General features: G+C 60.9%; 17 protein-coding genes and 2 tRNA genes. 12 read left to right on the forward strand and 7 right to left on the reverse strand.

Translation table 11 applies throughout. The features are described 5' to 3' along the window. Positions 1 to 189: 189 nt before the first annotated feature. Positions 190 to 277 (reverse strand) — tRNA-Ser (locus tag AB4Y87_RS12960). A 144-nt stretch (positions 278 to 421) separates the two neighbouring features. After that, entirely contained in the window at positions 422 to 2695 is a 2274-nt protein-coding gene (locus tag AB4Y87_RS12965; RefSeq protein ID WP_442004745.1) for a prolyl oligopeptidase family serine peptidase, read from the reverse strand. A gap of 60 nt (positions 2696 to 2755) precedes the next feature. Here AB4Y87_RS12965 and AB4Y87_RS12970 point away from each other — a divergent pair, with 60 nt between their 5' ends. Then, on the forward strand, positions 2756 to 4741 hold the full coding sequence (locus AB4Y87_RS12970; RefSeq protein ID WP_442004746.1) for an FAD/NAD(P)-binding protein: 1986 nt from the start codon (positions 2756 to 2758) through the stop codon (positions 4739 to 4741). A 169-nt stretch (positions 4742 to 4910) separates the two neighbouring features. Here AB4Y87_RS12970 and AB4Y87_RS12975 read toward each other — a convergent pair whose 3' ends face one another. Continuing rightward, on the reverse strand, positions 4911 to 5696 hold the full coding sequence (locus tag AB4Y87_RS12975; protein WP_442004747.1) for a VOC family protein: 786 nt from the start codon (positions 5694 to 5696) through the stop codon (positions 4911 to 4913). 201 nt (positions 5697 to 5897) lie between these two features. Beyond that, a tRNA-Ser gene (locus AB4Y87_RS12980) sits at positions 5898 to 5988 on the reverse strand. A 102-nt stretch (positions 5989 to 6090) separates the two neighbouring features. On the opposite strand from AB4Y87_RS12980, the gene AB4Y87_RS12985 reads away from it, so the two are divergent. The 7 genes from AB4Y87_RS12985 (at position 6091) to AB4Y87_RS13015 (ending at position 12487) form a co-directional block, all read left to right on the forward strand. Beyond that, positions 6091 to 7074, forward strand: a complete 984-nt coding sequence (locus tag AB4Y87_RS12985; protein ID WP_442004748.1) for an NAD(P)H-quinone oxidoreductase — start codon at positions 6091 to 6093, stop codon at positions 7072 to 7074. A 66-nt stretch (positions 7075 to 7140) separates the two neighbouring features. Further along, positions 7141 to 7683, forward strand: coding sequence for a PadR family transcriptional regulator (locus AB4Y87_RS12990; protein WP_442004749.1), 543 nt, complete (start codon positions 7141 to 7143; stop codon positions 7681 to 7683). Between the two features lie 153 nt (positions 7684 to 7836). Continuing rightward, complete coding sequence (locus AB4Y87_RS12995) at positions 7837 to 10149, forward strand: carbon starvation CstA family protein (RefSeq protein ID WP_442004750.1); 2313 nt, start codon at positions 7837 to 7839, stop codon at positions 10147 to 10149. Beyond that, a complete protein-coding gene (locus AB4Y87_RS13000; protein ID WP_442004751.1) occupies positions 10146 to 10346 on the forward strand; it encodes a YbdD/YjiX family protein in 201 nt (66 codons plus the stop codon). The genes AB4Y87_RS12995 and AB4Y87_RS13000 overlap by 4 nt, the downstream gene beginning before the upstream one ends. Positions 10347 to 10420: 74 nt before the next feature. After that, entirely contained in the window at positions 10421 to 11062 is a 642-nt protein-coding gene (locus AB4Y87_RS13005) for a bacterial proteasome activator family protein (protein ID WP_442004752.1), read from the forward strand. 8 nt (positions 11063 to 11070) lie between these two features. Next, positions 11071 to 11523 carry a hypothetical protein gene (locus AB4Y87_RS13010; protein WP_442004798.1) on the forward strand — a complete coding sequence of 151 codons (453 nt, stop codon included), beginning with the start codon at positions 11071 to 11073 and terminating at the stop codon, positions 11521 to 11523. Positions 11524 to 11647: 124 nt separating this feature from the next. Further along, a complete protein-coding gene (locus AB4Y87_RS13015; RefSeq protein ID WP_442004753.1) occupies positions 11648 to 12487 on the forward strand; it encodes an aldo/keto reductase in 840 nt (279 codons plus the stop codon). 108 nt (positions 12488 to 12595) lie between these two features. Here AB4Y87_RS13015 and AB4Y87_RS13020 read toward each other — a convergent pair whose 3' ends face one another. Genes AB4Y87_RS13020 through AB4Y87_RS13030 form a run of 3 tightly spaced genes read right to left on the reverse strand, consistent with a single transcriptional unit; the run spans position 12596 to position 16065 of the window. After that, positions 12596 to 14023, reverse strand: a complete 1428-nt coding sequence (locus AB4Y87_RS13020; RefSeq protein ID WP_442004754.1) for a dihydroorotase — start codon at positions 14021 to 14023, stop codon at positions 12596 to 12598. Then, on the reverse strand, positions 14023 to 14991 hold the full coding sequence (locus AB4Y87_RS13025; RefSeq protein WP_442004755.1) for an acetamidase/formamidase family protein: 969 nt from the start codon (positions 14989 to 14991) through the stop codon (positions 14023 to 14025). The genes AB4Y87_RS13020 and AB4Y87_RS13025 overlap by 1 nt, the downstream gene beginning before the upstream one ends. A 12-nt stretch (positions 14992 to 15003) precedes the next feature. Next, the gene (locus AB4Y87_RS13030) at positions 15004 to 16065 is read right to left on the reverse strand and encodes a branched-chain amino acid transaminase (protein WP_442004756.1); all 1062 of its coding nucleotides are present in this window, start codon (positions 16063 to 16065) and stop codon (positions 15004 to 15006) included. Positions 16066 to 16438: 373 nt separating this feature from the next. Here AB4Y87_RS13030 and AB4Y87_RS13035 point away from each other — a divergent pair, with 373 nt between their 5' ends. The 4 genes from AB4Y87_RS13035 to AB4Y87_RS13050 are packed head-to-tail and all read left to right on the forward strand — an operon-like array spanning position 16439 to position 20125. After that, entirely contained in the window at positions 16439 to 17326 is an 888-nt protein-coding gene (locus AB4Y87_RS13035) for an ABC transporter permease (protein ID WP_442004757.1), read from the forward strand. Then, positions 17323 to 18237, forward strand: coding sequence for an ABC transporter ATP-binding protein (locus AB4Y87_RS13040; protein ID WP_442004758.1), 915 nt, complete (start codon positions 17323 to 17325; stop codon positions 18235 to 18237). Before AB4Y87_RS13035 ends, AB4Y87_RS13040 begins: the two co-directional genes overlap by 4 nt. 2 nt (positions 18238 to 18239) lie before the next feature. Next, positions 18240 to 19043 carry an ABC transporter ATP-binding protein gene (locus AB4Y87_RS13045; RefSeq protein ID WP_442004759.1) on the forward strand — a complete coding sequence of 268 codons (804 nt, stop codon included), beginning with the start codon at positions 18240 to 18242 and terminating at the stop codon, positions 19041 to 19043. Further along, positions 19040 to 20125: an ABC transporter permease gene (locus AB4Y87_RS13050; protein ID WP_442004760.1), complete on the forward strand. Its 1086-nt coding sequence runs from the start codon at positions 19040 to 19042 to the stop codon at positions 20123 to 20125. The genes AB4Y87_RS13045 and AB4Y87_RS13050 overlap by 4 nt, the downstream gene beginning before the upstream one ends. Positions 20126 to 20169: the final 44 nt, after the last annotated feature.

A 20169-nucleotide genomic window follows, 5' to 3' on the forward strand; every position in this document is an offset into this window, starting at 1 on the left:
TGGCAGAGGCTCAAGAGCCTGCCGCTCTTGGTCTGTCAGCCCGTATGGAACTGCCTTGTTGTACCGCTCAAGTGGTGTGAGTGGTCCGTGTGGGTGCCACGCCCGTGGTACCGCTTGATTATGGGAGGTTTCGCGGAGCAGGGGGTCTTAAACGCAAAAGGTCCCGGTTCGAAAACCGGGACCAATTCGCGGAGACGGGGGGATTTGAACCCCCGGTGGAGTTGTGCCCCACACTTCATTAGCAGTGAAGCCCATTCGGCCGCTCTGGCACGTCTCCATTTGCTATTGCTAGCCCACCAAGGATACGCAGAACGTGCCGTCCAGTGCAAAACCGCCTTCGATAAGCTGCCCATTTCGATGCCTCGCTGCCGGACATGCCGTTCGCACGGCATAGCGTGCAGCGAGCCATCGAAATGGAACGTCAGTTGCTCCCGGCCAGCACACGCCAGAGGAAGTGGTTGCTTCGCGCTTGGAGTGCGGCGGCCTGCCTGTTGTCCGAGGCGCCCGCATGCCCGCCCTCGAGTGCCTCGTGGAACCAGACATTCGGGATACCCATTGCCTGCATCCGCGCTGCCATCTTTCGGGCTTGGACGGGGCCTACCCGATCATCCGAGGTCGCAGTCCAAATGAAGGTTTCGGGGTACTCGACGCCGTCATGAAGCAGGTGATATGGCGAGAAGGTGCGGATGAACTCCCACTGCTCGGGCACGTCGGGGTCTCCATATTCCGCGATCCATGAATATCCTGCGGAGAGTTTGGTGTAGCGGCGCATGTCCAGCAATGGCACGCCGCAGGACACCGCACCGAACAATTCGGGGTACTGGGTCAGCATGTTGCCCACCAACAGCCCGCCATTTGAGCCGCCCACGCAACCGAGTCGACGGCGGCTGGTCACGCCGCGGGAGATCAGGTCCTGTGCCACGGCGGCAAAGTCTTCGTAGGCGCGGTGCCGCCTTTCCTGCAGCGCGGCCCGGTGCCATGAGGGTCCGTATTCGCCGCCGCCACGGATGTTCGCCACAACATATACGCCGCCGCGTGTGTGCGAGCCGGGACCGTCAGCCAAGGCAGCAGCGGAAGTGCGGCGCTCCAGCCAAGCCCTGCCAATGGTGCCACTGTAGGCGGGGGTGCGTGAAACTTCGAAGCCGCCATAGCCGGAAAGCTGCGTAGGATTCTGTCCATCGAGGACCAGGTTCTTGGATGCCACCTGGAAGTAGGGGACTTTGGTCCCATCCGCCGAGACCGCGAAATGTTGTTGGACCTCATAGTCACCATCGTTGAAGAACGACGGGGAACGCTTTACCACCGCATGCTGGCTCGCCACGCCTGCAGTCGGGTTGCCGGATGAAGCCACGCCGGATGAAGGAACCTCGCCAGCGCTGAGGGTGCCGCGGGTGAGGGTAGTGGGCGTAGTGAAACCCGTGGCGACCAACCAGTAGTCATTTCCCGCCCCGAAATCGTCTTCGTCGTCCACGGCATACGCATTGACGTCGTGAAGCGGCGGGCACGCGTCCAGTACGGTGGCGACCCAGCCGGCGTCGGAATCCACACGGGAAGGGTCCAGCACCCTGATTTCGGAAGAGACGTCGCGCAGGAGGTTGAGCAGCAGATAGTCCTTGGTCCAACTCCATGACTGCAGCGACGTGTGATCATCGGGGGTAAACAGCACCACAAATTGCCGCGATCCAGCCAAGTAGCCCTCGAAGTCCGCGGCGAGCAAGGAACCGGCTGGGTAGGTAACGCCGGAAACGTCCCAGTCCTTCTGAGGACGGAACATCAGCCACTCTCGGTGGGCGCTGATGTTCACGTCGGTGGGCGCGTCGATCGCAACCCACGAGTCGTCGCGAAGCAGCCACGTATTGCGGTTGTAGAAGTCGATGTAATCTACGGCGAAGGTCCGTTCGAAGCCCGGGGTTGAGTCGTGGGCCACGATGGCCAGCATGTGGTCTTCGGGGATGTCGAAGATCCGCTCGGCCTGGGCAAGGGATTGGCCGCGACGCAGTTTCACGCCGGTCCGGGCGTACGAGGAGGTGGTTGCAGGCAACCCCTCTGCCGTACTGGAGACCAGCAGCGTGTCCGCATCCAGCCAACTCACGTTGCCTTTTGCCGTGGGCAGATCGAATCCGCCAGCGGCAGGGTCAACAAAGGTGCGGGATTCGACGTCGAACTCGCGGTGACGGTTGGCGTCACCACCATCGGGGGACAGCGAAAGCATCGCGAAGCGGTACGTGCCCCCGTCCAAAGGACGGAGGAACCCGGCTCCATGAAACACCCACTCGACGCCTTCCGCGGCGGCGAGGGCATCGATATCCAGCAGTATGTCCCATTCGGGTGCCTCGGAAACGTAGCTCTCCCAGGTTGTTCGCCGCCAAAGACCCTTGGGGTGCTCCTGGTCCTTCCAGAAGTTGTAGTAGTAATCGCCGCGCTTGTTCACCATGGCAATCCGGTCCGTCGAGTCCAGGACCTCCAGAATGCCGGCTTCAACCGCTGCGTAGTCTGTGTCCTCCAGCAAATCCTCGGTTCGCGCGTTTTGTTCGCGGACCCAGGCCAGCTGTTCTTCGCCGTGAATGTCCTCCAACCACACGTTCTCATCCGTGGGTTCGGGTGCAATGGTCGCAGCATGGCGAGGCCCGGACTTGGTCTCCGGATCCGTGTCATTGTCAGGAAGGGGCGTCTGATCAGCTTCTGTGGTGGTCATCGCCCCATCCAAGCAACACTTTTCAACTGGAAGCAAGTCACGCAGAAGTTAGGCTTGAGCGTGGCTAAATCGCAAATCAATCGTGTTGCCCTCATTGGGGCCGGCCCCCGGGGCACAAGTGTCCTTGAGCGGTTGCTCGCGAATTGGGCTGCGGGGGCCACCAGCCGCGCAAACCGGACCGATACACAGTCCCGCACACTGCACATCCACGTTGTGGATCCTTTTCCTGCCGCGTCAGGCCATGTGTGGCAGCCGGAGCAGTCCAGGCTGTACCTGATGAACACGCAGGCGTTCTATCCGACGCTCATCCCTGAAGACCCCAAGCTCGCGCCGCCCCTCGCAGGCGGTTCCTTCGACCAGTGGCGCGCTGCCCGACGTCGTGATGGAGAGGGCCTGGACGATGCCGAAAAGGCGGAGTTGGCCACACTCGAGTCCCACGATTTTCCCAGCCGGGCGCTCTACGGACGGTACCTGCGGCAGACTTTGGCAGAGCTGCTTCAGCGAATACCCGACGGCGTGGAGGTCACCTTCCATGACACGTCGGCCGTAGCGGCACGCCCGGTCCCGGCCAGCTCAGGCATCACAACTGGGCAAGCGTTCGACGTCGAACTCGCCGACGGCTCTACGCTCACCGTCGGCTCCGTGGTCCTCGCGCTGGGGCATATCGAGTCCCGTTTGAATCCCGAGCAGCGTTCGTTCCAACGGGCGGCCGATGAACACGGCCTCCTCTATTTCCCGCCTGCACCGCCGGCCGACGTCGACTGGCAGCGGGTGCCGGATAACGAGCCCGTCCTGGTGCGTGGGATGGGACTGAATTTCTTCGATGTCATGGGCCAGCTGACTGAGGGGCGCGGGGGCAAGTTCGTCGAAGCCGGCGTACCGGGAGCCGGAGTTCTCGAGTACCGGCCCTCTGGCAGGGAACCCCGGATCATCGCAGCGTCCCGGCGGGGCACCCCGTATCGGGCAAAGGCCGGCCTGACAGGGTATTACCCCCGCAGCATCACCATGCGTTATCTGACTGAGGCAGCGGTGGACCGTTTCAGAGCAGCCGGTATCCAGCCCGGATTCGACCATGATCTTTGGCCACTGCTGCACCGCGACGCCCTGTGGGCCTATTACTCCACCCTGGCAAGGTCGCAGCCTGCCGCTATTCGCGATGCGGCGCAGTTCCTCGCAGACCTCGTGGATGCTTTGCAGCCCCACGCCCACACCACTGCCAAGTGGGAAAGCGATGTCGCAGCCTTGGTGGACAAGCATGTGGTTGCCTCCCGCCGACTCAATGTCCGCGGGCTCGCTGCGCCGTTGGCCGGCCGGACGTTCGCGTCCCGCCGGGAACTGGATCTGGCCGTAACGGCATATCTTGACGACGATGCACGACGCTCCGCACTGGGCGAAGCGGATCCCGTGAAAATGGCAATTGGCGCCCTGCACACTGGCAGGGCGATCCTGAAGTCCGTTGTGGCTGATGGTGGTATCACGGACGAATCGTGGGTCGCTGAATTGCGCGGATGGTTCGAATCGTTCGTCGAAGGCCTTGCAAGCGGGGCGCCGGCACTGCGTTCGGAGCAGCTGGCTGCTTTGGCGCGTGCCGGCGTCGTTGGTTTCGTTGGGCCGGACCCGAAATTCAGTGTGGATAGAAGCGCCAAGGTTTTCCGGGCGGTCTCGCCGTGGGTCCACGACAAGCCAGCCGAGGCGCCCACTTTAATTGAAGCGATGTCGCCGGCCAACCGGGTGGGCATGAATATTTCTCCGCTCCTGGAACAACTCATGGCCGACGGCCTTGTCCGAACCAAAATCATGATGAGCGCCGAGGGTACGCCGGTGCAGACAACCGGACTGGATGTGGAACCGCACCCGTATCGGCCTGTGGCGTCCAACGGCTCTGTGACCCGGGGGATGTATGTTTTGGGCCTGCAATTGTCGGCCACCCAGTGGGGAACAGCCATTGCCGCGGAGGCGCGTCCAGCGACAGGGAAGGCCTTCGCCAGCGGCCAGCGAACCCTGCGGGATGCGGACGAAATCGCTCGTAGCATTCTGGAAAGCTAGCTGCTTTTGCTGCACATCTGGTTCGCTATAAGGAGTTCCAAGCGCGGCTCGAGAAGGACGCCAAGCGCGCGGAGGAACCCGAGCTGGCTAAGAAGTAACGGGCCCTGCGCGGATCCTGCCGGCTGCGTCTGGTCGGGAGGCAGCCGGCAGGAACCGGGCGTTCAGTGGTTTAGCTGGCTGGCGTCATATTCTGGATCACCTTGAAGACGGMACCTGTAGGGTCCGACAACGTGGCCAACCGTCCAAAGGGAGTATCTTCTGCAGCTTCCATAACGGTAGCGCCCAGGGCTGTGGCCTGTTCCACGGTGGCGTCGGTATCGTCAACCGCGAAATACACGCTCCACATGGACGGAACCTGCTCCGGAAGGAAACCGCCAGCGTCCATAATGCCGGCCTTGGCATCGTCACCAGCGCCCAGAGTGGTGTAGCGGAACTCCGGGGTATCGCTCATGACCGCAGTATCCCAACCGAAGACGTTTTGGTAGAAGCTGACGGCCGACTCGTAGTCCTTCGCGAGTAGCTCGTGCCATGCCGGGGCACCGGACTCTGCGGCGACCTCATAGCCCTTCATTTCACCGAACTGCCAGGCTCCGATTGAGGCACCTGAAGAGTCGCCATACATGGCCATGCTGCCCTGTTCGGGAACATCCATGGGCTCGAGGTAGACCTGGCCTCCGTTGGCGGCAGCGGCCTCGGTGGTGGCTTTGATGTCGTCTGTGCGCAAGTAGGTTGACCACACATCCGGCATGGCACCCATGTCTTCCTGCTTCTGCATGATGCCCGCAACCATGCGCCCATCTTTGGAAGCTGTGATGTAGCCGCCGTACTTCTCCTGATCGCCCGTCTGGTAAGTCCAGCCAAAGAGTGCGCTGTAGAAGGACTTGGCTTTTTCCGTATCGGATGTCATCAGATCAATCCAGCACGGTGCGCCGGTGGTGATGTCAGGCGTAGGCATAAGTGAGGCTCCTGTGTTTGCTCCGCGGCGAAAGCCACGGCTGTTTGTCGGCGGTTGTGAGGACAAGCAGAACACTATGCGGGGGCTATGACAGTTTCAATGATTTTCTGGGTGTCAGTTCTCAGATCCGGATGAGAGTCCAACATCTGGCCCCGGTTTTAAGCCAAAAATGCCCCGGGTTCGTGAACCCGGGGCATCTGCTGGCGGAAGGTAAGGGATTTGAACCCTTGGTACGGGGTTACCGCACACTGGTTTTCAAGACCAGCTCCTTAGGCCGCTCGGACAACCTTCCCTGCCTAGTAGTGTTTCATAGGGAGTTGGCTGTTCCAAAACATCACGTGCTCCAGTCCCTGCCCCGGGCCTGGATGTACAAGCAAGAAACCGGGAGTTCGTCATGAAAGCCGTCTTTATTTCCGAACCAGGCGGACCCGAAGTCCTCGAAGTCCGTGACGTACCGGCACCGGTGCCGGGCGAGGGCGAAGTACTGATCGACGTCGTAGCTGCTGGCCTCAACCGTGCCGACGTCCAGCAACGCCGTGGCTTCTACCCACCACCGCCAGGGGCCTCGGAAATTCCCGGACTGGAGGTATCCGGCCGCATCGCCGCGTTCGGGCCAGGAGTCACCAAAGCCTTCTCAGTGGGAGACAAAGTAGTGGCGCTGTTGTCGGGCGGGGGATATGCCCAGCAGGTCGCCGTGCCCGCAGAGCAAGTACTGCGACTACCCGACGGCGTAGACCTGGTCACCGCTGCGGCACTGCCCGAGGTGGCGGCAACCGTGTACTCGAACCTCGTCATGACGGCCCAGCTACAACCGGGGGAGACTGTGCTCATCCACGGCGCCACCGGCGGCATCGGCACCATGGCCATCCAGCTCGCCAAGGCGTACGGGGCAAAGGTAGCCACCACCGCCGGCTCTGACGAAAAAGTTGGCACAGCAAAGGCCTTCCTCGGTGCCGACATCGCCATCAATTACAACGAGGAAGACTTCCCAGAAAGCCTCAAGGCTCAAAACGGAGGCAAAGGCGCGGACGTGATCCTCGACGTCGTGGGCGCCAAGTACCTGCAACAGAACATCGAAGCGCTCGCCGACTACGGCCGGCTGATCGTCATCGGCCTGCAGGGCGGAACCAAAGCCGAGATAAATCTGGGGCAACTGCTCAGCAAGCGCGCCGCCGTGATCGCTACGGCCCTTCGACCCCGCGCGGTGGCCGAAAAGGGCATCATCATGTCCGCCGTACGGGAGTCCGTGTGGCCCATGCTCGCAGATGGCCGCATCAAGCCCCTGGTGGCCAAATCATTTCCGCTGGATCGTGTTCGCGAGGCACACGAGTACTTTGATTCCGGAGAGCACGTAGGAAAGGTCCTCCTGCTCCTCTAACCAGTCACAGAAGCCCTTTCCACGCAGGACGCCCCACAAACCAATTCCCCAGGAGCAAGGAGCCTCATGTCCATCCGGCACAGTCTGCTTGCCCTGCTTCAGGACCAGCCCCGGTATGGCTATGAGCTGCGCGTGGAATTCGAGGACCGCACGGGTGCTGCCTGGCCACTGAACATCGGTCAGGTGTACACCACGCTGGACCGGCTTGAGCGCGATGGCCTTGTCAGCAAAGACGGCGACGACGGCGGCGGCCACGTGGTTTACAGCATCACTGACGCCGGGGTCGAGGAAGTTGCGGCCTGGTTTGAGGGAGCCGTTGACCGCGACAACCCGCCGAGGAATGAAATTGCGATCAAGCTTGCGCTCGCCGTGACACTGCCGGGCGTGGACGCCTCGGCTGTCATCCAGTCCCAACGCGAAGTTTCCGTTCGCGCCCTGCAGGAACATACGCAAACGCGGAAGGCCGTCTCAGCCAACCAACGCTCCTCAGACACCGCATGGCTCCTGGTGCTCGATTCCCTGATCTTTCAAGCCGAGGCGGAAGTGCGCTGGCTGGATCTTTGCGAGGCGCGCATGGTTCAGTCGCAGGGCAACAGAGGGCTCAGTTAGTACGCCCACCGCAGGGGTACTACCGCTTATCGCAGGACCATGGGCGTTCCGGTGTCACCTGCACGTTCTGTATGTCCTCTTTGTTAGCGTGCCCTGACTGTTCAGCGCACCCGCGGCCACCACCGCAGCAGTTCTCAAGGAGGAGACACGGGCATGACCCCTGACCATACAGAACCTGACCAAACGGAACTTGACCGAACAGAACTTGATCGAACAGAAGAAGTGAAGGGCGCCGATCGTACGCTGCCCCCAACCGCCGTGGACGAGTCTGTTCTGGAAGCCGATGACCGGAGGTGGACTCCGGCGAGGATCGCAATCTGGGCGGCGATTTCCCTGCTGGGGGCCGTGGCCTGGTTCATGCTGGCATTGGTCCGCGGCGAGACCGTCAACGCCATCTGGTTTGTTTTTGCAGCCGTGTGTACCTACCTGATCGGCTACCGCTTCTACTCGAAGGTCATTGAGCGGTACCTCCTCAAGCCCGATGACCGCCGCGCCACTCCGGCCGAATACAAGGCCGACGGGAAGGATTACGTCCGTACTGACCGCAACGTCTTGTTTGGCCACCACTTCGCGGCCATCGCAGGCGCTGGACCCTTGGTGGGTCCGATCATTGCAGCCCAGATGGGCTATCTCCCCGGCACTATCTGGATCATCATCGGCGTCGTTCTTGCCGGTGCGGTGCAGGACTACCTGGTCATGTTCTTCTCCATGCGCCGCGGTGGCCGTTCACTGGGCCAGATGGCGCGTGAGGAACTCGGTGTCATTGGTGGCACAGCGGCCCTCGTGGCAACGCTGCTCATCATGATCATCATCGTGGCCATTCTTGCCCTCGTGGTGGTCAACGCCCTGAGCGAGAGCCCGTGGGGCGTGTTCTCGGTGGGCATGACGATTCCCATCGCACTCTTTATGGGCGTCTACTTGCGTTATCTTCGTCCGGGCAAGGTCATGGAAGTTTCCATCATCGGCTTCGTTCTGTTGATGGCAGCCATCATTGGTGGCGGTGCCGTGGCTGGCACCGAATGGGGCGCGGCCTTCTTCCACCTGGACAAGGTCACCATCGCCTGGGGCCTCATCGTCTACGGTTTCATCGCGGCCATCCTGCCCGTGTGGTTGCTCCTTGCACCGCGCGACTACCTGTCCACGTTCATGAAGATCGGCGTGATCGTGATGCTCGCCGTCGCCATCATCGTGGTCCGTCCGGAAATCAGCGTCCCGGCGTTCAGTGAATTCGCGGGCCGTGAGAACGGGCCTGTCTTCTCCGGGGCGCTCTTCCCGTTCCTGTTTGTCACCATTGCGTGCGGAGCGCTGTCCGGTTTCCATGCGCTCATCTCGTCGGGAACCACGCCCAAACTGATCGAGAAGGAACGTCAAACCCGTTTCATCGGCTACGGCGGCATGTTGATGGAGTCTTTCGTGGCCATCATGGCGCTGGTAGCTGCCATTTCGATCGATCGCGGCATCTATTTCGCCATGAACGCGCCACTGGCACTTACCGGTGGCACGGTTGAAACGGCTGCCCAGTGGGTGAACAGCCTTGGCCTGGCCAACGTCAACATCACTCCTGACCTTTTGGCGCAGACTGCCAAGGACGTGGGAGAAGAGAGCATCATCTCGCGTTCGGGTGGGGCCCCTACCTTGGCGGTCGGCCTGGCCCACATCATGCAACAGTTCATTGGTGGGCCGGCAATGATGGCCTTCTGGTACCACTTCGCCATCATGTTTGAGGCACTCTTCATCCTTACGGCCGTTGACGCCGGAACCCGCGTTGCCCGCTTTATGCTGCAGGACTCCATTGGTAACTTCGTGCCCAAGTTCAAGGAGCCCGCCTGGCGCCCGGGCGCCTGGCTGTGCACGGCCATCATGGTGGGAGCCTGGGGCGCGGTACTGTTGCTGGGCGTGACGGATCCACTGGGCGGCATCAATACGTTCTTCCCCTTGTTCGGCATCGCAAACCAGCTCCTGGCCGCAATTGCCCTGGCGGTGTGCATGGCCATCGCGGCCAAGCGCGGGGCCTTCCGTTACCTGTGGAACGTGGCGGGCCCCTTGGCCTTCGCGGCCGTCGTCACCATTACGGCCAGCTTCCACAAAATCTTCTCGCCGGTTCCGGCAGTGGGTTACTTCGCAAACAACCAGGCATTTGCGAAAGCCCTGGCAGATGGCAAAACGCAGTTCGGGACGGCAAAGACAGTCGCGGCCATGGAAGCGGTGGTCCGCAACACTGCGATTCAAGGCGTGCTTTCGGTCGTCTTTGTCGCATTGAGCATCATTGTGATCATCACTGCAGTAGTGGCGACAATCAGGGCTCTCCGTGCCGGTGGCGGGAAGGACCACGAGGATCCGGCTTTGCCTTCCAAGGTCTTTGCCCCTGCCGGGCTGTTCCCGACCTCCGCAGAGAAGGATTTGCTGGCCGAATGGAATGCCTTGCCGGCCGCGCAGCGGACACAAAAGGCCGGGCATCACCAGTGATTTCCATAGCAAAGGGCCTGAAGGGTTTTCGAGGTTTTGCCGCGTACATGAGCTCACTCATGGGCGCTGACGCTTACCGGAAGTACCTTGAGCACTTCACGTCCACGGGCCACTCCGGTCCTGCCATGACAGAACGCGAGTTCTGGCGGGACCGGATGGATCGGCAGGACAGCAATCCGCAGGGCCGCTGCTGCTGAAGTTTCGCTACGAACGAAGTCCAAAATCCGGTCCTGGACCCTGGTTCCCATAAACCGCATGAGAGTATGAACGGATGAGCGATCTGAACGACATTCAGCCCACGGATGAGGCTTCGGACGACACCCCCGTGGAGGGAACCACCTTGGAGGAGGGCACAGTCGCACCTGGCGAACAGCAGCCTGGCAAGGGAGTCCCTGTCAAGGATGGCAAGCCCAAGGGCACGAACCTCCAGGAACTCGTTGACGAGCCGGCCAAGGTAATGAGGATCGGGACCATGATCCGCCAGCTCCTTGAAGAGGTGAAGAGTGCGCCGCTGGACGATGCCGCCCGGGGCAGGCTGGCAGAGATTCATGAGCGCTCCATCAAGGAACTCGAGGATGGATTAGCTCCGGAGCTCATCGAAGAGCTGGAACGCATCAGTCTTCCTTTCCCCGATGAGAAGGCACCATCGGATGCAGAGCTTCGTATCGCCCAGGCCCAGCTTGTCGGCTGGTTGGAGGGCCTGTTCCATGGCATCCAGGCTGCTGTAGCGGCACAGCAGGCCGCCAAGGCACAGATGCAACTGCGTCAGCTTCCCCCGGGAACTGTCATTGCGCCCGGTATTGTCATCGGCGAAAACGGTCAACCCCAGCGGGCCGCTGCACCAGGCGCGCCCGGCGCCGTGCCCCAGGGCCGGCCCGAAGATCCGGACCATGGCCCGGGCCAGTACCTCTGAGCTTGACTGTGGGTTTCTTTGGGGCCGTCCGGCAAGGGCGGAAGGACGATCTTGAGCTGGGTAAGGGGCTCTGGCGCCGCGCCCACGATCGCTTTCACCGCGGATTGGACCGGTACCACCAGGTCCTTGAGGGTGTCGACGACGACCAGCTCTACAACGAGCTCGTGGAGATCGCGAATGAGCTGGCTGAGTTGTCTCCTCGTGTGAGGACCATCTGCGTGGAAGCCCAAAAGAGGGCGCCGAGCGATGGCTTGGACGTTCCTGGTTCACTCGCCGGTGTTCACCGCGCTCTGTCCAAGGCTGGAAATTCCTTGGCCACTACGGCAGAAGCGGCGGCCATGCTTCGGCTCGCCGTTGGACCCGTACCGGTGGGCGCATTGTCCGTTAGGCGCCGGGCGGAGTCGGTCTTCGAGCAGGTGGCCGACGCCGAACGCCAGCTGCGGGCGCAAGGGATCCAATAAATAAAGGAAGCGTTTGCAAATACTGGCGCTCGCCTGTATTTCTAGATTGCAAGCAGTTAAGCGGATAGCTGATCTCTGTAATATTCGGTGCCTCAGGCAACCCGTTGCTGGCAGGATGGCACACATGACTTCGTCACCAACACTTACTTTCAACGACGGCAACACCATCCCCCAGCTCGGCTACGGGGTGTGGCAAGTTGAAGACGATGTAGCCGAAAAAGTTGTGCGCCAGGCGTTCGAAGCGGGCTTCCGCCACATTGACACGGCAAAGATTTACGGGAACGAGTCCGGAGTAGGCCGCGCCATTGCTTCCTCTGGCCTTTCAACCGAAGAAATCTTCATCACCACTAAGCTCTGGAACGCCGATCAAGGCTATGAGTCCACTCTGGCCGCGTTCGAGGAATCCATGGACCGCCTGGGCCTTGAGACCCTGGATCTCTACCTCATCCACTGGCAGCAGCCCAAGCAGGACAAGTTCGTGGACACCTGGAAGGCCCTGATCGAGCTGAAGAAGCGCGGCCGGGTCAGGTCCATCGGTGTTTCCAACTTCACGGTTGAGGGACTGCAGCGCATCATCGATGAAACCGGTGTTGTTCCGGCCATCAACCAGGTGGAACTTCACCCGTTCTTCAACCAGGCCGAACTGCGCGCGTTCAACGCCTCCAAGGGCATCCTGACGCAGGCTTGGTCGCCGCTTGGTCAAGGTGGGGAATTGTTGGAGAACGCCACGGTGGCCCAAATCGCAGCCAAGCATGACGCCACCCCGGCCCAGGTAGTCATAGCTTGGCACCTGGCCATCGGCAACGTCGTGATCCCCAAGTCCGTTACGGAATCCCGTATCCAGGAGAACTTCGCCGCCTTGGACGTCAAACTGGACGAGGCCGACGTCGAGGCAATCAATGGTTTGGACCGCGGCGCCGAAGGCCGCATCGGCCCCGACCCCGCAGTCTCCGACTTCGCCTAAGCCCGAAGCCTGAACCAGGTGCCCCGCTCCCTTACCTGGGGCGGGGCACCTGCCGTTAAAGCACGACGGCGGTACTCGCCTGGCCGCGCGCGGCACCTCAAATCCGCGTCAGCAAGCCGGCCGGTTGAGCACGTCGCTGGAGACTCGTTGTTTGAGCAGTGAGCCATCAGGACCGGTCTGCAACTTCCGGTCTTCCACCATGACAGTTCCGCGGAGTACGGTCATGCTTGGCCACGCCGCCACCTGGTAGCCCTCCCACGGCGTGTAGTCCGCCTCGTGGAGGTCGGAGGCGGTGATCCGACGGTCCACGGTGGTGTCCAGAACTGCCAGGTCCGCGTCGCTGCCAATGGCAATCACGCCCTTTTGTGGGTAGAGGCCGAGGATCTTCGCGGCATTGGCCGAGGTGATGTCAACGAAACGTGTCAGGTCCAAGCCACGCTTGGAGACGCCCTCTGTGTACGCCACTGCCATGCGCATCTCCACACCGGCATGACCTCCGGTTGCGTCCAGAATCGTCTTTCCGCGAGTCTTGACGTCGAGGTCTGTGCAGACGCCGTCAGTCGCCAGCGTGCTGAGCGAGCCCTCCAGCAGCGACTCCCACATCGAATCCCGGTCGGTCTCGGACTTCAACGATGGATACGTGTGATAGATGGCGCCGTTCTTCTGCCGGTAATCGTCAGCGGTGAAATAGGCGTAGTGCGGAAGGATCTCTCCATAAACAGCTTGGCCGCGTCCCCGTGCCTCGCGGATTGCATCGACGCCCTCACGGGCACTGACATGCATCAAATAGATCGGGGCCCCAACATGATGAGCCAGCGTGATGGCGCGCTGGAACGAGAGCTTCTCGGACAAGTTGTTGTGGGCATGGTGCATGTACTCGATGCCGATCTTGCCCTCGCGCTGCAGCTTCTTGTACGAGTACATAACGATGTCATCGTCCTCGGCATGTACGGCAAGCATTGCTCCGGCAGCTGCAGTCTGCTCCATCAGCCCCCACATGTTGCCCAGGTCAGTTTTCTGTTTGGGCCGCGTCGGCGTCGTATTCGTCATCCACACTTTGTAACTGCCATGGCCCCCAGCCACTGCGTCGGGGATCTGCTCCAGGACCTCGAAGGGGATTTCGGGCTCCTTGAATGTTCCGTGCAGCGCGTAGTCCGTGTAGGTGGAACCGGCCCACTCGGCCGATTTCCGGGCGAACGACTCAGACAATTCGTCGCCTGGCTTCCAGTGGGCGAAGTCCACCAGCGTGGTTGTGCCGCCATAGATGGCGCCCTCGCTCACCCGGTCAGGGCCGAAGCACATGATGCCGCTCTCGGCCGCCGTGGGAAGCACCGAGTTCGTGTGCACATGCGGATCGACTCCGCCGGGAACCACCAGCTGACCCTTGAGGTCCACCACGCGCCGGGCTTCATCGGGCGTGCCGACTCCGGTGGCGCGGAGGGACACGATCTTGCCCTGGGCTATGCCGATGTCCAGGCGTTCAGCACCCGAGGGCGTGACAACCAGTCCATTGGTCAGGAGGAGATCAAACATCATCAGACCTGCGCATTCGTAGTGTCGGGAGTTTCCAAGGAAAAGGGTTCGGTGCTGAAATAGCGGGAGGCAAGCGTGACCTTGGCCGAGACCCGGGCGTTGACCAGCTGTGAAACGGACACGTCCGCGGCGGCGCTCAGCAGCATTGCGGTCTTCTCCCGCGACCATTGCCTGTCGGTTTGGAGCAGTTCCAGCATGTCGTCCAAGGCGAGCCTCGCCGCCTCATCCAGAGTGTCGCCGTCGCCAATTGTGATGACCGAACCGCCGCTGAGGACCACTGGCCGCTGGCTGCCGGCGGCCGATTTCGCTCCAGCTGGAACTGTAGAGCGGGGAACGACTGTGCAGGAGAGCCGGACGCTGCCTTCGACCTCCACCGCAGTCAGCGAGCACTCGCCATCACCCTGCGCGGCGTGCAGGTCACCGGCATACAGCATCGCCTCGGCTACTTGGACAGGGATCACGACGGCGGAACCTGCTGTTACGTCCTTGCAGTCCATATTGCCTCCATGGATTCCCACGGTGCTGGAGTTCGGGCCGGCGCCCACAGGTGCCACTCCGATTTTGCCCACCATGGGTCGGACAGGAATGATCGTGTCCTCGTCGAACACAACATGCCCGTCCACGATCTCCACCACGTGGCCTGCCCGCCCGAGGCCATCAGTGAACCCGCCGCGTCCTGGCAGCGTCACCATCGCACCGCGACGGTCGATCCTGATTTCGTGAATGTCTATTCGCAAAATATCGCCTGGATTCACTCCGCGAACCGCAATCGGACCCGTGACAGGGATAGAGAGCTTTTCGTACTCCCCGGTCTCTTCGAAGAGGCCACCAGTGAGCAGGCTGCGCGCTTCCAGCCAGAAATGCTCGCCCTGGTCGACGGTAAGTTCTGGTTTGGCTGCGGACTCAAAGAAGAGTGAGGCGTTGCCAAATCCGACGCGCGGCACTTTTTGCAGCGTCTTCGTTTCATTCATTGGTGCCTCCATTCAGGACGGGTAGACGGGGGTTGCCCATTTCTGGTCCTGGGCGACCTGCCCGATCACTGCCCTCCGGTAGAGATCCTGGAGGCTGCGGGTGAGGTCCCCGGCAGTTCCGTTGCCGATAGTGGTGCGGTCAACCGAGGCAACGTGATTAACCTCTGCCGCACTTCCGCAGACAAAGACCTCGTCAGCTGAGTACAGTTCTGTGCGGTCGACGGGTCGAACGTCAACGTCCAGGCCCAATTCGGTCCGGGCAAGGTGCAGGACGCTGTCCCGGGTGATTCCCTCAAGGATGCTGTCGGTTACAGGGGGCGTGCATAGCCTCCCCTGGCGGACCATGAAGACGTTGTAACCGGCGCCTTCAGCCACATGTCCACTTTCGGTGAGAAGCAATGCCGCGTCATAGCCGTTTCGCTTGGCTTCCAACAGGGCCAGTCTCCCGTTCTGGTAATTGGCAATGGACTTGACCCTGGGTGGCATGGACCGATCGGAGAGGCGGGCCCAACTGCTGATTTGCACATCCAGGCCGGTAGCGCCGAAGTAGTTGCCCATGGGAATGGCTGCCATAAAGACTGTGGAGGGACCCGTGTCTTCCGGCTTGCCATCCTTGGAGTCGACGAATACCTGTGCCCGCATATGGAGATTGCCCCGCAGATCGTTGGCGCGAATGAGTCCAAGCAGCTGATCGCCTAGCTGGTGGATGTCCTGCGGGCCGTCAATTTCCACAACCCGCATGGAATCAATCAGCCGCTTCATATGGTCGGCCACCCTGAAGGCGTACAGTTGCTGATCGTCCTCGCTCCAATAGGCGCGGAAGCCCTCAAATACTCCGACGCCGTACTTCAGCGATGTGCTCAGCACATGGAGGCGGGCATCGGCATAGTCCACCAGCTCGCCGTCGTGGAGAAGGTACTTCACTGGCTGGGCTGGAGCTGGCTGCCGAGTGGCAACTGCGGCTGTTGCTTCTTGAAAGTCGTCCATTGTAGGTTCCGTTCCTCGTTCATCTGCGCTGGCGGCTTCATCTGCGCTGGCGGCGTCGACAGCAGCCAGCTTCATCTCAAGCGGCACTTAATCACTATATTGAAGTCAGTTGGCGGCGGTGTCAATGATCCGTACGTGTGTTGTGACGCCCCTCTGGCCTCGCGTAGTCGAAGGAGTCGCAATCACCGAAGACTCTGCCATCCGGGCTCCCAACCTGCGCCAATCCGGGGATTTTCCAAAAAAGGAGTGCAATTCGTCACACTTGGCGCTACAGTCAAATTCAATAAAGTGATGAGACTTTGATATGAGGCTGTGGCCCGTCAAGGTCCGAACAGGAGCTGAACATGCACCAGCCACCGGTCCGCAGTCAGGACGATCTTCAATACATTGTGAGTGGGCTCAACCGGAGCAAGCCCGGGGATTGCCTCTCAACCACGCACGGACTCCGCGAGGAGGCTCCATGAGCATTCAAGGTCTTCCGCGCACATCGCCCGGCCTCCGAGTCACCGGGTGGGCCCGCCGGGGCCAGAACCTCTTGATGAACCGGTCCAGCACCATCATGGTTGCCCTCGCCGTAACCATCATTGTGGGGTTACCGCTGATGGCTATAGTGGCTCCGCTGCCGCACGACCCGCTACGTCCGGATACAGACGCCATTGGTATTGCACCCAACGGAACCCATTGGTTCGGAACTGATGGAAACGGCATGGATATTTTCTCCCGCACCATCGAGGCCGCGAAGCTTGACCTGCCAGTTGCGCTCGCCGCCACAGCGTTGTCGCTGGTGGTTGGCGTTCCTTTGGGTCTGTTCGCAACCAGCGGCAAGCTCGGCGATGTCATCATGCGCGTCATTGACGCCTTCGCAGCCCTTCCGATCATCGTGATCGCCGTGGTCTCCATCAAGCTCATGGGCGGCGGGCCCACGGATGTGGTCCTTGCGATCGCTATCGTGGCTGCGCCCAGATTTGTGCGACTTTCCCGCGCTGCGGCCCTGGCACTTCGGTCCGCACGCTATGTGGAGGCTGCGGCAGCGATTGGTTGTTCACCCATCCGCATCGCCTTCAACCACATCTTCCGCAACGCTTATGGTGTGGTCCTGGTGCAGGCAACGCTTACCGCTGCCAACGCGCTCGGAACCATTGCCGCATTGAACTTCCTTGGCGTAGGCGTGAAACCTCCCACACCCACGTGGGGGGCAATGATCAACGACGGTGTCAGCATGCTGATTCGCGGGGAATGGTGGGCTGCTGCCTTTCCCACCCTTGCGATGCTCCTGGCCATTGGTTCACTCAACGTGATCGCAGGGGGAATCGAAACCAAGATCGAGCGAGTGGAAAGGGCACGATGATGACAGGACTCCACGTACAGGACCTCGTGACCGAGTTCCACTCGCGGGGCGGCGTAACGCGGGCCCTGCACGGTATTTCCTTCGATGTCGGCGCCAACGAAGTCGTAGGCATCGTGGGCGAGTCGGGATCAGGGAAGTCCACTGTGGTGCGCTCGGTAATCAAGCTGCTGATGCCTCCCGGTCGTGTCATGGAAGGTACTGCCGAATTCCATGGCCAGGATCTGATCCGCTTACCGGAGCGTCAAATCCGCCATATCCGCGGCAAGGAGATCGGCTTCGTGGCGCAGAACCCCTTCAGCGCACTGAACCCCGTTGTCCGCATAGAGAAGCAGTTCGCGAACATTGCCAAGGCCCACGGGCTGAAAGCGGACGGTGAATTACGTGGCCGTGCGCTCGAATTGTTGGCTTCCTCCGGCGTCAACGAACCCGAACGCGTTATTCGTGGCTATGCGCACGAACTCAGTGGCGGCATGGCACAGCGCGTCGTCATCGCCATGGCGCTGTACCTCAACCCGCGCCTGGTCATTGCCGACGAACCGACGACGGCGCTGGACCTCACTGTGCAGCGGCAAGTGCTGGACACGCTCACGAGGTTGACGAAGGGGAGTGGCCGATCGATGTTGATCGTCACCCACGACCTTGGAGTGGTGGCCAACTACTGCGATCGCGTCCTCGTGATGTACCGCGGCCGGATTGTTGAACATGGTCCTGTGTCCGAGGTTTTTGTCCACCCAAAGGATCCTTACACCGTGTCCCTGCTTGATTCTGTCGTGCAGCCGAAAGCCGCTGTACAGCCGAAAGCCGCTGCGACTCCCACAGCAGAGCCAGGAGCCGAGAGGCCTGACGGCACACAGCCGAAGAGTGCCGACATAACGAAACCCACCGTTCTCTCCCCGTCCAGGAGTGCCTAGCCATGCCCATCATCGAACTGAAGGATGTTCGGAAAACGTTCCGAAGCCCCCAAGGGCAGCTTGTCACGGCGGTGGACGGAGTTTCACTTGCCGTCGAACGGGGCGAAACCTTGGGGATCATTGGTGAAAGCGGCTCCGGCAAGTCCACGCTGGGCCGCCTGATTCTTAGGCTCATTGAAGCAGATTCCGGAACCATCCTCCTGGAAGACGAGGACATCCGGGGCTTGTCGAAAGCACAGCTGAGGAAACGACGCCGGCGCTGGCAGATAGTCTTCCAAGAGCCTTTCGCGTCACTGAACCCCCGTTTGACGATCCGCCAGATTGTCGAGGAGCCTCTGATCGTTGCAAAGACATACGGCTCGCGGGCTGAACGTCTGCGCCGTGTCACGGAAACGCTCGAAGAAGTGGGATTGTCTCAGGAATTCCTCAGCAGGCGTCCCGCGAACCTCAGTGGTGGCCAGCAGCAACGGGTGGGAATCGCCCGCTGCCTGGTGACTGACCCGACGTTGATAGTCCTGGATGAACCGACGTCCTCGCTGGACCTGACGATCCGGGCATCAATCCTGCGCATGCTGGCCAAGCTCCAAGTGGCCAGGGGATTGACCTACGTCTTCGTGTCCCACGACATCGATACAGTCCGGCACTTTTGTACGAGCGTGGCTGTAATGCATCGAGGACGGTTCGTCGAGACGGGTTCCACGGATGACGTTCTTTCAAATCCCCAAGAGTCCTACACCCAGACCCTGATGTCCGCGGCGATGCCTCCCATTCCCTATAACCCAGGAGCCAAGGAGGCCATGGCATGATCCGCTACATCCTCTCCCGACTTGTTATTGCGTTCCTGCTCCTGTTGGGGCTCATTAGCCTGAGCTTTGGCCTGGTTTCCTTGCTCCCCGGCAACCCGGCGGTGGCCCTCCTCGGCGAGTATGCCACTGAAGCTGATATCGCCCGCATCAATGCCCAGCTTGGGTTGGACCAGCCATTTTGGGAACGCTACTTCCACTACATTGGCCGTACTTTGAGTGGGGACCTGGGGAATTCGTTCTTCACGGGAAGCTCCGTTTCGAGTGAGATCTGGACACGGTTGCCCAACACGCTTGTCTATCTTGTGCCTGGGCTTTTGCTTGCCCTGCTCATAGGCATGGGAATGGGCACCCTTGCGGCCTACCGATATGGGTGCCCGGCAGACAAAGCATTCACTGCCGGCGTTTCTGTCCTGATGGCCATGCCGGAGTTTGTCCTGGCGCTCCTTCTCCTCTTTATCTTCTACCAACAACTCCATTTGGCCCCCGCACCCTTGGGTATGTTGTCCAGCTCCGATATCCCTCCCCCCAAAGTCACGGGATCTTTGGCGCTGGATGCCATGCTCGCCGGGCAATGGGGGACCCTGCAGTCCATTTTCAGCAGGGCGGTGCTGCCGATCATTACCATGGGGTTGTTTTTTGCGGCTCCTTTTGGAAAGACCGTTCGGACAGGTCTCCTTCAAGTGCTCAACTCACCGCAGATCGAGTTTGCGAGGGCGTGCGGATTGAAGCCGCTGCAGGTATTCCGTTACGCGCTCAGCGACGTGCGCGGGGCTTTGATGACCTACATGGTGCTGTTGTTCGCTGCTGCACTGAGCGGCGCGGCAATTGTGGAAAGTGTCTTCTCCTGGCCAGGCGTTGGTGGCTGGTCATTGGACGGAGTGCTTAAGGGCGATGTACCCGTCATCCAAGGATTTGTGCTGATCATGGGTGCCACGAGCCTCCTTGGGTACGTGCTGCTGGACACCCTTATCACGCTCCTCGATCCGAGGACTCGAAACAACGTCGTCCACGGGGTAAAGCGTCCCTCGAAGCTGGGCCCTGCTGCGCAGCCAGCGGTGGAGCCCGTTGTGCAACAGGGCTAGCCCAAGAAAATCCTTGACAAAACCTTCAGATTCAATAGATTGAA

The organism is Paenarthrobacter sp. RAF54_2 (assembly GCF_052113945.1).
Classification (GTDB): domain Bacteria; phylum Actinomycetota; class Actinomycetes; order Actinomycetales; family Micrococcaceae; genus Arthrobacter.

Coding starts and splice junctions, on each gene's coding strand:
- AB4Y87_RS13015 (WP_442004753.1), top strand. CDS start 11,648: ATGACTTCGTCACCAACACTTACTTTCAACGACGGCAACACCATCCCC.
- AB4Y87_RS13020 (WP_442004754.1), bottom strand. CDS start 14,023: ATGATGTTTGATCTCCTCCTGACCAATGGACTGGTTGTCACGCCCTCG.
- AB4Y87_RS13045 (WP_442004759.1), top strand. CDS start 18,240: ATGCCCATCATCGAACTGAAGGATGTTCGGAAAACGTTCCGAAGCCCC.
- AB4Y87_RS13035 (WP_442004757.1), top strand. CDS start 16,439: ATGAGCATTCAAGGTCTTCCGCGCACATCGCCCGGCCTCCGAGTCACC.
- AB4Y87_RS13005 (WP_442004752.1), top strand. CDS start 10,421: ATGAGCGATCTGAACGACATTCAGCCCACGGATGAGGCTTCGGACGAC.
- AB4Y87_RS12985 (WP_442004748.1), top strand. CDS start 6,091: ATGAAAGCCGTCTTTATTTCCGAACCAGGCGGACCCGAAGTCCTCGAA.
- AB4Y87_RS13040 (WP_442004758.1), top strand. CDS start 17,323: ATGATGACAGGACTCCACGTACAGGACCTCGTGACCGAGTTCCACTCG.
- AB4Y87_RS13050 (WP_442004760.1), top strand. CDS start 19,040: ATGATCCGCTACATCCTCTCCCGACTTGTTATTGCGTTCCTGCTCCTG.
- AB4Y87_RS12995 (WP_442004750.1), top strand. CDS start 7,837: ATGACCCCTGACCATACAGAACCTGACCAAACGGAACTTGACCGAACA.
- AB4Y87_RS12965 (WP_442004745.1), bottom strand. CDS start 2,695: ATGACCACCACAGAAGCTGATCAGACGCCCCTTCCTGACAATGACACG.
- AB4Y87_RS12990 (WP_442004749.1), top strand. CDS start 7,141: ATGTCCATCCGGCACAGTCTGCTTGCCCTGCTTCAGGACCAGCCCCGG.
- AB4Y87_RS13025 (WP_442004755.1), bottom strand. CDS start 14,991: ATGAATGAAACGAAGACGCTGCAAAAAGTGCCGCGCGTCGGATTTGGC.